General features: G+C 41.2%; 9 protein-coding genes. 7 read left to right on the top strand and 2 right to left on the bottom strand.

Translation table 11 applies throughout. The features are described from left to right. Positions 1–185: 185 nt before the first annotated feature. Positions 186–2,726, bottom strand: a complete 2,541-nt coding sequence (locus ACK4HU_RS05350; RefSeq protein WP_409804010.1) for a M14 family metallopeptidase — start codon at positions 2,724–2,726, stop codon at positions 186–188. A 132-nt stretch (positions 2,727–2,858) separates the two neighbouring features. Between ACK4HU_RS05350 and ACK4HU_RS05345 the strand changes: the two genes are divergently transcribed. The 4 genes from ACK4HU_RS05345 (at position 2,859) to ACK4HU_RS05330 (ending at position 8,305) form a co-directional block, all read left to right on the top strand. After that, on the top strand, positions 2,859–3,626 hold the full coding sequence (locus ACK4HU_RS05345; RefSeq protein WP_409804008.1) for a DUF1080 domain-containing protein: 768 nt from the start codon (positions 2,859–2,861) through the stop codon (positions 3,624–3,626). Between the two features lie 186 nt (positions 3,627–3,812). Then, positions 3,813–5,156, top strand: coding sequence for a Gfo/Idh/MocA family protein (locus ACK4HU_RS05340; protein WP_409804006.1), 1,344 nt, complete (start codon positions 3,813–3,815; stop codon positions 5,154–5,156). Positions 5,157–5,841: 685 nt separating this feature from the next. Then, positions 5,842–7,302, top strand: coding sequence for a hypothetical protein (locus ACK4HU_RS05335; RefSeq protein ID WP_409804004.1), 1,461 nt, complete (start codon positions 5,842–5,844; stop codon positions 7,300–7,302). A 310-nt stretch (positions 7,303–7,612) separates the two neighbouring features. Next, the gene (locus ACK4HU_RS05330; protein WP_409804002.1) at positions 7,613–8,305 is read left to right on the top strand and encodes a hypothetical protein; all 693 of its coding nucleotides are present in this window, start codon (positions 7,613–7,615) and stop codon (positions 8,303–8,305) included. A gap of 172 nt (positions 8,306–8,477) precedes the next feature. Here ACK4HU_RS05330 and ACK4HU_RS05325 read toward each other — a convergent pair whose 3' ends face one another. After that, positions 8,478–8,891 (bottom strand): hypothetical protein, encoded by a 414-nt coding sequence (locus tag ACK4HU_RS05325; RefSeq protein WP_409804001.1) that lies wholly within the window; start codon positions 8,889–8,891, stop codon positions 8,478–8,480. A 506-nt stretch (positions 8,892–9,397) separates the two neighbouring features. Here ACK4HU_RS05325 and ACK4HU_RS05320 point away from each other — a divergent pair. From ACK4HU_RS05320 to ACK4HU_RS05310, 3 genes are all read left to right on the top strand, one after another. Further along, on the top strand, positions 9,398–9,796 hold the full coding sequence (locus ACK4HU_RS05320) for a hypothetical protein (protein ID WP_409803999.1): 399 nt from the start codon (positions 9,398–9,400) through the stop codon (positions 9,794–9,796). Beyond that, positions 9,793–10,431, top strand: coding sequence for a hypothetical protein (locus tag ACK4HU_RS05315; RefSeq protein WP_409803997.1), 639 nt, complete (start codon positions 9,793–9,795; stop codon positions 10,429–10,431). The genes ACK4HU_RS05320 and ACK4HU_RS05315 overlap by 4 nt, the downstream gene beginning before the upstream one ends. A gap of 581 nt (positions 10,432–11,012) precedes the next feature. Continuing rightward, a complete protein-coding gene (locus ACK4HU_RS05310; protein ID WP_409803995.1) occupies positions 11,013–12,656 on the top strand; it encodes a TldD/PmbA family protein in 1,644 nt (547 codons plus the stop codon). Positions 12,657–12,672 lie beyond the last annotated feature (16 nt).

Raw genomic sequence — 12,672 nt, 5'->3', positions numbered from 1 at the left:
ATTCTTGAAAAATAGTTTCCAAGAAATGATTTAATCAAAAAAGCCACTAAACATATGCTCAGCGGCTCTTTTCGTGTGTTTATAATTTGTTTTTAATTGCTAAATGGAATGCCCTGAATAAACATCCCCTGTTTGAGAACCCTTTCTCATGGGCATTTCAGATTTCAAACTTTAGCCTTCTGAATTTAATCCATATTGTCCCCATGAAAAATGGCATTCAGGAACAGCTTGTTCGTCCCAAACCAAGTTCCCCGGAAGTTGGGACTGTCAAAGAAATGAACCACACGTCCTTGTCCAGCAGGAGAAATCACGACGCCTGCACTTTGCTTGAGCTTTTCCAAATTGGCTTTAGAAATGTACCCTCCCAAATGAGGGGAAGCGGAATACTTCACAGGAGTCAAATACTTATCTGCTGATGGCTTGATGAAAATACTGGTATTTCGATACACTGGAATTGACTTTCGATGATATCCATAAGCTAGAGGATGAGTCAAGTCCAATTCAGCCATATAAATGCTTCCGCCGACTTCCTTAGCCCCTTCAAAATCGTTTCGTACAGCAAAGGGCAAAACAGCAGGCTCTTTTTCATCTTCCAACTTCACCGCTTCTTCTTTGGTAATTCCTTTTTGGTTGAGCCAAAGCGAAGCATTTTTCAAAGAAATGATCGTTCCACCACGAGATAACCAGTCTTTTAAATGATTGACTTGTCCTTCAGAAAGGGAATTGTAATTGCCTGATGGCATAATCAGCGTAGTGTATTCATGCAGATTTATGCGGCCAAATTGTTCCAAGTTCAGCTTCGTCATCGGCATCCCCAAGTGCTGATCCATTAGATTCCAGATTTCACCGGCTTCTGTACCATTGATTCCGGGGCCAACCAGCATCACCACTTTAGGTACTTGAATTGCCGAAACTGAATTGCTGCCCAAGTCTACACCTGACAAATTTAAACCTGTCGTCACTGCATAAACTTTCTGCCCGTTCTTGCCTGCCAGTTCCTTGAGTTTAGTGGCGATTTCTTCTGCTTTTAGCTTCTGAAAGCCCATAGGAATCATCAGTGTTCCTGCCGAAAAACTTACGCTCCCGTCCTGTGTTTGAGATGAGAATGCACGGTGTACAGCCTCCACATGAATTCCGGCCTTTTGCATTTCGAAAAGCATTTTCGGAGCATAGTAGTCCGACCAATCGATCAGATATGCATAAGCTTTTCCCTCCGGGAAAGTGAAATTTGGCGTAGAAACTTCAGTGACTTGTGTTCCGGATTTTGCAAAAGCTGCTACCGAAAAAGGCATTCCATAGGCCGCAGCCATCGTCCAAGCAGAAGCATCATAAAAGACCGAATCAGCAAACTCTTTTACGTATTCAAACATGGTTCTCACCATTCTATATTGCGGTTGATTGGTTGGCACCACCCAAGATTTTCCTTTTTTATAAGATTGACCTGCAATGGATAGATCGGCAGAGTTCTCATAAACTTTGATTTTGTGATCGAGCAAAAACTTCACAAAAAGCCGGTTTCTACTTTCATCATATTCATCTCCAAAGACATAGCTCTTTGCTCCATCTTTTCCTCCTTCCGCCACCGCAGATGCGAAAAATTCACGCAAATAGTCGTGCATATACACTCGATTATCCAAGGCGGCTTCCATGGTTGCCAGAGAGTTTACTACATGATTTCGAATGGTAAAGGCAAAAGTGATATCTCCTCGCTGACTGCTTTGCACATGACCGCGGGAACTCGCAGTTTCAAAGACAAGTCCTAATCCACCGTGAATGTCCGGATAGGTTGAGCCATAACCCGGATAGCTGTTGTCAAAAACTTCTTTGGACCAATATAAGCTTCCGATCTCGTCCATGTATTTGGCGAAATACTTCGCAAATCTCGGATTGATGTCGTCGTAGTTTTTTCTTGGAACGACCGGATTTTCTGATCCAAACGGCTTAGTCGGCTCGAAGAAATAGGTGCTGTTAGTTCCCATTTCATGGAAATCTGTAGTCACATTAGGATACCACTGATGGTACCACTCAACTTTCACCCGGGATTCAGGATGTGCCAAGGGGAGCCAGTCCCGATTCAGATCAAACCAATAATGGTTGGTTCTTCCTCCTGGCCAAGCCTCGTTGTGTTCTCTATCCAAAGGATCAGCGACAGGAGGGAAGCCTTTGTTGGAATTGGCCCAAAGGCTATGTCGGTCGCGCCCGTCTGGATTGAGTGTTGGATCGATATGTACCACAGCGTTTTCTCTCAGATTTTTTGCCAAGTCCGACTGTGAAGCCATCAACCAGTAAGCAGTCAACATCGCAGCCTCAGCAGATGAAGGCTCATTGCCATGAACTCCATATCCTTGGTGGATAATGGAAGGCATGGAATTCACGTCGGGTTTTGCTTGACTTGGGTCAGCGAGCTGGATTTGCTTAAGTCTGATTTGCTCCAAATTTCCCATGTTTACAGCCGAGGTGATGGTCAAAATGACTTTTGGTCGATGCTCATGAGTATAGCCAATGGTTTTGATTTGTGCCATTGGGCTGATCTGATCAAGTTTTTCGAAGTATTTCACAATAAGATCATACCTCGTATGCCAGTCGCCGATTGGATAGCCCAGAAACTGGGAAGGAGAGGGGATCGTGGGATCGAATTTTTCCCCTGGAAAATAATATTCTTCCTGTGCAAGGCAGAGATTGCATAGAAAAAGAGAGAAGATCAGATAGAGTAAGGTTTTTTGCATGGTTGGTAATTTTGGGAAAAGTAAAAAAGGAAAGTGTCATTTCCAGCAAATATCCATCAACGGCTTTTCGTTTCACGGCTTTTTTCCTGTTATTTATCGAGTTAATAATTAATCCCTAAAATAATCTATTGTATGACAAAGCAGATAGTTGCTCTAGCATTCTTGGCAACGGGACTTTCCATAAGTTCATTGTCCTTAGCCCAAGACCAAACTCCCCCAAAATTGCCACCTCAGGCTACAGAGTTTTATACTCCAGTTCCTCCCAAAATCACCCCTGGAGCAAATAATACAGCACCTCCGTCGGACGCTATTGTGATCTTTGATGGATCAAATCTTAATGGTTTTGTAAGTGCTAAGGATGGTTCAAGTCCTGCCGCATGGACCATTGAAAATGGAGAAATGGTTGTAGCCAAAGGCAAAGGAGATATCCAATCCAAGTTGGCTTTTGGGGATGCGCAATATCACGTGGAATGGAGCGCCCCAACCGAAATCGTAGGTGAAGGTCAGGGTAGAGGTAATTCAGGATTCTTCCTGATGGGAATCTACGAGGTCCAGATTTTGGATTCTTACGAAAGCAAGACTTACACCAACGGCCAAGCTGGAAGTATCTACAAGCAACATCCTCCATTGGTGAATCCACTAAGAGCTCCAGGAGAGTGGAACTACTACGACATTATCTTCAAGGCTCCGAGATTTGACAAAAATGGAATGGTGACTTCTCCGGCTACTGTTACTGTTTTGATTAATGGAGTGTTGGTGCAAAATAATGTGATACTTAAAGGCCCAACTGAGTACATTGGAATTCCAAATTATAAGGCCCACGCAGAAGCATTGCCGATCAAATTGCAAGACCATGGTAATCCGGTGAGATTCAGAAATATTTGGGTTCGTCCGTTGTAAATGTTGTCTGCTTCGCGTTGTCAGGTTGTCCGCTAAAGCTGTTGTCTAAATCCTTTTGTAGAGTTGGTCACTGAGTTTGAATCCTGATTTAGGAATCACAACTATGACAACTATGATAACCATGACAACTTGACAACCACTTATGCACTAACCTATTAACCCTTAATCTAATAACCTAACAACCATATGTCATCAAGAAGACGCTTTATACAAAACACCATGCTGCTGGGCGCAGGACTGAGTATGCCCTCTGTACTAACCGCAGCAGACTTCGGGCGATTCACCCGAACCATCGGACCCAATGATCAAATCAATTACGGCCTTATTGGTTGCAAAGGAATGGGTTGGTCCAATATGAATGCAAACCTGAAAATCCCTCAAGTCAATTGTGTGGCTCTTTGTGATGTGGATCAAAGTGTACTCGATCAGCGCTCTGAGGATGTATTCAAGCTCCGAGGAACTCGTCCAAAGCAATACAAGGACTATCGCAAAATGCTCGAAGACAAGAATATAGATGTGGTGATCGTAGGAACACCGGATCATTGGCATTGCCTAAACATGGTCGATGCAGTCTCTGCCGGAAAGCATGTCTATGTCGAAAAGCCGATAGCCAATACCATCGAAGAGTGCCAAATCATGGTGAAAGCTCAGGAACGCTACGGGAAAGTGGTGCAAGTAGGGCAGTGGCAGCGTTCGGGTTCTCAATATGATGAAGCTATCCAATATGTGAAATCAGGAAAACTGGGTCAAATCCGTTTGGTCAAATGCTGGGCTTACCAAGGCTGGATGAAGCCTGTGCCTGTAGTAGCCAATGGGCCTGCACCTGCTGGTGTGGACTATAATATGTGGCTTGGTCCAGCACCGAAAAGAGAATTCAATGCCAATCGATTCCATTTCAACTTCCGTTGGTTCTGGGATTATGCTGGTGGATTGATGACCGATTGGGGAGTGCATGAGATTGACATCGCTTTATTTGCTATGGGTGTAAGCGCACCAAAATCAGTGATGGCCTCAGGTGGTAAATTCGCCTATCCCGACGATGCTTCCGAGACCCCTGACACACTTCAGACGGTTTATGAATATGAAGGCTTTAATATGCTTTGGGAACATGCGACAGGAATTGATGGCGGAAATTACGGCACAACCGAGGGAATTGCTTTTATCGGAAACAATGCAACACTAGTGGTGAATCGAGGTGGCTGGAAAGTAATCCCAGAAACCGAAAATGTAGATGGGCAGCGTAAACCTAAGGTTGAAGAGGTGCCTCATACTCGCCCTCAAGGTCCTTCAGCTCTGGATCTTCATGCAGTCAATTTTGTGGAAGCCATGACTGCCAATGATCCAAAACTTCTTAAATGTGCGATTCAAACCGGTTCGGTAGCTGCGATAAACGCCCAAATGGGAAATATTGCCTATAAGACAGGTAAGAAAGTGTATTGGGATGCGACCAAAAATATGTTTACTGACTCTGAAGCTAATCAGCTGATGAAGGCTAATTATCATAATGGCTGGAAAGTACCGAAAGTTTAACGTCATTGCGATCCCGATTTTTTATCGGGAGAAGCAATCTCTCTAATGAAGTACGATTTACGATTTTGGAGCCCTCTGGAGATTCGGGGGGCTTTTTTGTTCCCTCTACACAAAGGTTCTTTACCACAGAGCACACTGAGAAAAAAAGATCTAGGGATTAAGCTTTAAAATGGACTGTTAAACTTTTTGGCTCAATTGGGTTTCTTCAAGTTCACGAAGGAGAAAAGCTGAAGCTTTTCTTCGGGATTCAAGGAAGTGCCAACGGCTCGACCTGTAATAGCCCAGTATGCAATGCTGGCCAAAATTGAAATGGTTTAGTTCTATGTGCTGAAGGCCTGCCTTTGCCGATGAGGCAGGCACGATCTGTTCTTTTAACCACTTTTTTTACCACGAAGTACGCAAAGTTGCACAAAGGTTTTTTACCACAGAGGAAGGGAGAAAAATGGAGATTGCTATTTTGAAGATATAAAGTTGCGCAAAGTTTAGAGTTGCCTGCCGACCATTTTTATTTGTCATTTAGGTAATCCATTAATTTCTGCGTTTTTTGCGCCTCCGCAGTGAATTTTTTTCACAGGGAGCTTCCTTGGCTTTTCTCAGCGAACATTTTTTTACTTTAAGGCTCAATATTTAAGCTCAAATCAACTTTATTTATTTGTTTTATTTTTTGATCCAAAACCAATTCCCCATGTCCAAAAGAAAGCCTAAGCCAGTTCAGAATAAGTTTAACCCGATAAGTTACCTCAAAACTGGAAATGCCAGAAAGCTGCCCATCTTTGAATGTTTGGTGCCTGAAGGATGGGAGGAAATCAAAAAGTTCCCTGTGATCTGTGCCAGAAAACATGTTAATGGAAACATCACTTATACTGCTGTTTTGATTGATCTGCTTTGTACAGGTGCTAAGGATGTGATTTTTTTTGTGAACGAACCGGAATTTTTTTACCGAGATATTTTGTCAAGGTATGAAGATGAACTGATGCTTAAATTTGAGAAGACTTCATACGAGTTAGTTCATAATATTATTTTCGAATCAATTGCCTTTGCCGAGGATTTTGGCATTGCCCCAAGTGAGGATTTTAGATGGGCTGAATACATTTTAGACGAGGATTCTGATGATTTTCCCAGGATAGAAATTCCCCTCGGCGAAAATGGTAAGGCGATACTCTATTTGAATGAAGAAGATGAGCGCAAGAATTATTTTGAGCGGCAGATCAAAGCCTTTGGCGAGCCGGGCACCTATCAAATCATTTATAATGATTTCGATTTCGGTGATGATGAGGATGATGAGTTTGACGATGAATTCGACGATGATGAGGAAATATCCGATACAGATAGAATTTTAGCTGCCATGTGTTTCAATTGGGACAAATCCAGATGGGAGGAATTCTATGATCAAGGAAATTTTGTCTACATGACCAATGATGTTGTGATGCATGTGTTCACAACAACAGCGGATTTTAGTTATGATCTTCTTAAGAAGGATAAACTTTTTGCTCCTTTTGTTAAAATCCAAAGTTCTTTGGACGCAAGCCATAAAACCCCCATGAATGAGCCTGAGGAGGACTTGCTTATTGATTTAAAAGGTCAATTTGGGGAGTTGAATTATGATGATCCAAAAAAAATTGCAAAGCTTCTAAAGAAAATTGATTCTCAAATCGCAAAGAATCCAAATCTCATCCAGTTCTATAAATTGAAATGGGAAGTTTTAATGGAATGTGACGAACTGGAAAAAGGTCTTGAGTTAGCTTTATTCATGAAGGATAAATTTCCAAACGAAATTTTTTCTCTGAGCTGTCATGCCATGAGTCTTGCAGAGATGGATCAAACAGATGAGGTGCCAGCTGCCATGAATAATTTTACCCAAATTCAGGAGTTTGATAAAACTGGAAGAGTATTTCATTTGGAAGAAGTGTCATCTTTTTATGCACCATGGATTTGGTATTATTCAAAAACTAATCAGACAAGAGTAGCCTTTTTTCTCAACAGCTTCTTGATTGAATCGGGAGCTATAGTTTATTTTCCACATGCAAGGGTTGTATTTGATGAGTATATGGACAGCTTGGACCGAGCTATTCGGCCATTTTTTAAAAAAGTAAAATCCGGTAAAATCAGTAAAAAGGAATTTGTGAAAATTATGTTTTGGGATTAGGCTGATCTTTTTTCCTTTGCCGCTAGTCTGTTTTTATAGATCCTTAATTGTTATGATTCTGTAAGCTGACCGGAAGCACTTCGTAATACGCGCTAAAAAGTTATCTGATTTATCCATAGGAGGCTTATTCTGAGTTTTTTGAAAATTTCATTTTTACAAATGAGATCTTGCATACCTGAAAAAATATTTCATTTGGATCAATTTCCCCTCATAAAAAGGTTTGGGTACATTCTTTGTTAAAGGGTAACCGATTATTAGACCTACTTTTGGGCGAATTCTTTTAAATCAACACATCAAATTACTCCAGATTATGAAAAAGATATTAATGAGTGGCTTATTGCTTTTCTTCTTTATTGGAGAAAATATAGCCCAAACTGAATCCGAGAGACTGAATGAAAATTGTTCCTGTGATTTGGAAGAAGTTTCATTTGAAAAACATCCCTTAAATCAATGGGAAAAAATACCTACAATGATGGACCGACAGGATTTCTATCCTGTTCGCTCTTTCCTCGAAAGTTACGAAATGCCGGCTGGTCCTTCCGGATACACCACGGCAATTGGAGTACGTGGAGGATATACTTCAGGCCTTTCTTTGAAGCATTTTGTTAACAATAAGGCCGCCGTAGAAATAATAGTGGGAGCAAGTAGATGGAGAGGTACTTCTGTTACTGGAATCTATGAATGGCATAAGAAAAATGCTTTAGAGGTACCAGAATTGAGTTGGGTTTATGGTCTTGGAGCAAGAGTCGGTTTTTATGATGGCCGTGATTACTACAAAGGGTACAAAGGAAATTGCAATGACCCCAGAAACCCAAAATGTTCAGTTTATTGGGGAGACAGGTCATTTGCTGCGATAGGAGTAGTCGGAATCGGAGGATTAGAATATAAATTCAGAGATGCACCAATCACCATTGGAGTCGATTTAATTCCATATTTCTATTTTCAACATTACCGTGGAAACTTCCTTGACGGAAGCCTTGCCATACGATACACTTTGAAATAGTTTATCTAATCTCGAACAGCTGAAAAGTTATTCACTTGAATTTACTTCCCTGAAGAGAAGCCAAATCGAAAAAGTGAGATTATAGCTAGCAAAAAAGCCCTTTGGAAATTGGAAATACTTCCAATACCCGAAGGGCATTTCTGTCTTTATCAATTTTTTTTTGATTTTTTAGCTAGGAAGGCTGGTATTCGTTCAGGGAATTCTGTGTAGCCATGATGTCAATTCGAATCAGCAGTAATCCGGGTTCTACAGAAAATTCCTGAATACTGAAGTCTTCGGTTGCTATTCTCTCCTTTTCTGGTAAAAAGTGAAAGGGATCAATCGTAATCACATTTTCTTTTTTGTTAAAACTTACGCCCGGGATCACTAAGTCAACAAACCAACTAAAGAAAAGATTTTTGAAAAACCCCAGTTTGTAGTGAATCATAATTAACCTCTTTGTGAAACCAATAATTTCGCAATTGATTGTTGCCTTTGGATGAAATACGGTAAACTGATCGCTCGCAGTAAACTCGAATTTGGGACCGGAGCTTCCATATTTATCTGCTAAAAATTGTAGTTCGGACTCGGATAACTTGATTTCCATGAATTTGATATTTAAAAAACTTGAACCTTAATTCTATTATACTGTCAAGGTATAATTGCTTAACGGACCTCAACAAAATGCGTTTCCAAATGACCATTGAAAAACCAATAAAAGCCGATGTTTCAAAAAATTAATTTTAACCATTTGATATCGTAATCATTCTAATTGAAACTCAAATATCAGTTATTTAGATAGAAAATGCTTCAAAATCATCATTTTAAGGATTTTAACTCTTTTTAGAAAGGCTTGTACAATTATCGGGATCTACCGTTTTCGACTAGCCAATTTTTTTGTAGCAAAACCGAGGCAATTATCGATCTTTCCGGAGTTGATTAATGATTTTTGGAAAAATATGAATTCCCGCCTTTTGAAAGTTTTATTTTTAGTGTTTAATTATTGAAAACATACAAAATCAGGAGAATTTGATGCAGATCAGATTTACAAAAAATATCAAAAAATCAACCTAGTGAGTCTTCTTACTCGGTGAGGGTAAAAAAAAATATTACATGCAAAAGAAGACTTTACAATTCAAAAAGTCGCTAACTTATATTTTTATCTTCTTTTTATTTCAAGGCTGCCAGGAATTCATACATGATAGTTTTGATACGTTTCAGGGTAAAATGGTTACAAAAACTGGCGATCCAATCGCTAATTTGAGACTGAATTTATACTCAGGTTCCTCGCTGGTTTATTCATTCACCACTGGCAATCAAGGAGAATTCAGGGTCGTTCTACCATCAAAAAACCTCAACACTTCTTACAACTTGACGGTTCGAGAACCATTTTTCTTTGAAATCAATAGGTTTGATCAAATCTTCACGGATAATTCTTTAATGCTCGATCCTTCACTAAGAACTGCCAATGGGGTGATTGATTTAGGAAATGTGATTATTGTCGAGCTATGAAAAAGCTGTTCCTACTCGTACCGATTTTAATTTTCCTTAGTCATGGTGTTTGCTATTCTCAAGAAGGAAAGCAATGGGAAAAGTTTGAAAAGGATATCTTCTTTTCGGACTTTAGCCTTGAGCTTTTGAATCGCAATTTTGAAAATGGGAGCTTTCTTGGGGACTCCTATCAGGTGAATTTGGGGTATCGGATTAATTTCGATTTTGGAGTTTCGGGTTATCCTGGATTAGGATTTTATGCAAGTGGGAATAGTGCAAATGTCCTTGAAAATCAATTTTTGGGTGGATTTTTTGCGAAAGCTAGATTCCGGGAAGGTGGCTTGTTTGTGTTTTATGATCTTCCTATTGGCAATCGATGGGTGGTCCGGCCGGAACTGGGTTTTGGTAATTTCAGAGTTGTCCATGGATTTTCACCTTCCCGGTTTATACTTAATTATTCCCATTTTTTTGGAAAAGTCAACATGCAATACCGCTTGGTTGAAATCTCCGAAAATTTCATCTTGAGCGCTACCCTTGGAGCTGAATATGGCCTTAACAATGGAAGGGGTATCATTATCAATGATCAAGATCGAAATTATATCCAGCGGGCAAAAGGCTATCAAGTCTCCACAGGTCTGCTTTTGAAGATTTATTGAGTTTTAAGCTCGTCTAGCGCAAGCCTTCAGACCTGCCTCGCCCTTAGGCAGGCTTGTGCTTATCTATATTCATTCTTCAGACTGCCTGAAACTAACAAGAATTACAACAGCAGTCTGAAGACTGCAATTCAGTAGGTCCAAGACTGAAGTCTTGAACCAAGCATACGTCGAACAATTTACTTTCTAGCCTCCAAACCTCCTAACTCCCTACCCCCCATACCTCCCAACTTCCTAACCCCATTTCCCCAATTTCTCCAAAAAACTATCCGAATTCTTGACTTTCGAAAACCACTAAGGATCAAAAATCACTTCTCAAACCGAATTTTCCCCACCAATTAACCTCTTTTACCACCATTGTAACAAACCCATTGAATGGATTGGAGAATAGGTTTACATTTAGCTGAAATGAATTTTGATTTTCCAAAATCTCAAAGCATTTTGAAAATTCAACCTATTTGCTCAGGACTCTAAAATTCGATTTTCTTCAGTCTTCCGTCCCATAAACCTGGAAAAAGGCAAATTGACATTTGAGCATCGATAAAAATGAAAAAACATAAACTAACCATTAAACAAGCGATCCATTGAACAGAAGAGATTTTATCCACCTTTCAGGGCTTGGATTGGGAGCAATGATGACTCCCGGTCTGGTCGCCTTTAGCCAGCCCGTTTCAGCTGAGCATCTGCTCATGCCCGGGATGGATGCCGCCGCCAAAAAACTCCTGGCTGATGTGGCATTAAACACGACCAAATCCTTAGGAGCAACTTACACCGACGTCAGAATCGGTCGGTACCTTCAGCAATACCTTTTTACCCGAGAGAAAAATGTACAGGGAATCACAAATGCCGAGTCATTCGGTGTTGGAATCCGTGTGATTGCCAACGGGACTTGGGGCTTTTCGGCTACTTCCGATGTTACTCCCGATGGAATTAAAAAGGCCGCAGAAACGGCAGTTGCTATTGCAAAGGCAAACTCCAAACTCCAAAGTGAGCCGGTAGTTCTCGCTCCGGTTCGATCTTTTGGTGAAGTGAGCTGGAAGACACCAATCAAGAAAAATGCTTTGGAAGTTCCGGTCAAAGACAAAATTGACCTCTTGCTATCCGTGAATAATGCGGCTTTGGATAATGGCGCTGCCTTTGTCAATTCTGCCCTTTTCATGATCAATGAGCAGAAATACTACGCTTCGACTGACGGTTCATACATCGATCAGGACATTCACCGTATTTGGCCAAACTTCACGGTCACCGCAGTCAACAAGGCAGAAGGAAACTTCCGATCCCGTCAGGCGCTCAGCGCTCCGATGGGAATGGGCTTTGAATACTTGGACGGCCTTGCGGCAGACAAATACATGAATCCTGCAGGTTTCAATAGCTACAAAAATAGCTACGACATGGTTGAAGATGCGGTCGCAGCAGCTAAACACGCCAAGGAAAAACTCACTGCAAAGTCTGTACTTCCTGGTAAATATGACCTAATGTTGGATCCCGATCACCTAGGATTGACTATTCACGAGTCAGTCGGTCACCCACTTGAGCTTGATCGAGTTTTGGGTTACGAAGCCAACTATGCTGGTACCAGTTTCGCTACCTTGGACAAATGGAAATCAGGTGATTTCAAATACGGTTCGGACAAAGTCAACATAGTCGCTGACAAAACCCAGCCTCATTCCCTCGGAAATGTGGGTTGGGATGATGAAGGCGTGAAAGCCAAGGAATGGGATTTGATCAAAAATGGCGTCTTGGTAAACTATCAAGCAATCCGTGATCAAGCCAAAATCATCAATGAAAAAGAATCTCACGGTTGCTGCTTTGCGGACAACTGGTCTTCGGTTCAGTTTCAACGCATGCCAAATGTCTCCTTGAAACCGGGAACAGAAAAAATGAGTCCACAGGATATGATCAAAGATATCGAAAAAGGGATTTACATCATTGGTCGTGGTTCGTATTCGATTGATCAGCAGCGGTACAACTTCCAGTTTGGTGGTCAGCTTTTCTACGAAATCAAAAACGGACAAATTGCCGGTATGCTCGAAGACGTGGCTTATCAGTCCAATACGCAGGAATTTTGGAACTCATGTTCTCAAGTTTGCGACAAGGATGACTACCGACTTTTCGGTTCTTTCTTTGACGGAAAAGGTCAGCCTTCTCAGGTTTCTGCGGTATCCCACGGCAGCCCAACTACCCGTTTCGACGGAGTCAATGTCATCAACACAGGTAGAAACATCTAATTCTGAACATCATTAC

Source organism: Algoriphagus sp., from assembly GCF_046296635.1.
In the GTDB taxonomy this organism is placed as follows: Bacteria; Bacteroidota; Bacteroidia; order Cytophagales; family Cyclobacteriaceae; genus Algoriphagus.
The sequence above is the reverse complement of the archived record's forward strand: the minus strand, read 5'-3'. Positions and strand labels throughout refer to the sequence as shown.

Excerpts from the sequence above, each read along its gene's own strand:
- ACK4HU_RS05345 (WP_409804008.1), top strand. The coding sequence starts at position 2,859 with ATGACAAAGCAGATAGTTGCTCTAGCATTCTTGGCAACGGGACTTTCC.
- ACK4HU_RS05325 (WP_409804001.1), bottom strand. The coding sequence starts at position 8,891 with ATGGAAATCAAGTTATCCGAGTCCGAACTACAATTTTTAGCAGATAAA.
- ACK4HU_RS05330 (WP_409804002.1), top strand. The coding sequence starts at position 7,613 with ATGAAAAAGATATTAATGAGTGGCTTATTGCTTTTCTTCTTTATTGGA.
- ACK4HU_RS05350 (WP_409804010.1), bottom strand. The coding sequence starts at position 2,726 with ATGCAAAAAACCTTACTCTATCTGATCTTCTCTCTTTTTCTATGCAAT.
- ACK4HU_RS05320 (WP_409803999.1), top strand. The coding sequence starts at position 9,398 with ATGCAAAAGAAGACTTTACAATTCAAAAAGTCGCTAACTTATATTTTT.
- ACK4HU_RS05335 (WP_409804004.1), top strand. The coding sequence starts at position 5,842 with ATGTCCAAAAGAAAGCCTAAGCCAGTTCAGAATAAGTTTAACCCGATA.
- ACK4HU_RS05340 (WP_409804006.1), top strand. The coding sequence starts at position 3,813 with ATGTCATCAAGAAGACGCTTTATACAAAACACCATGCTGCTGGGCGCA.
- ACK4HU_RS05315 (WP_409803997.1), top strand. The coding sequence starts at position 9,793 with ATGAAAAAGCTGTTCCTACTCGTACCGATTTTAATTTTCCTTAGTCAT.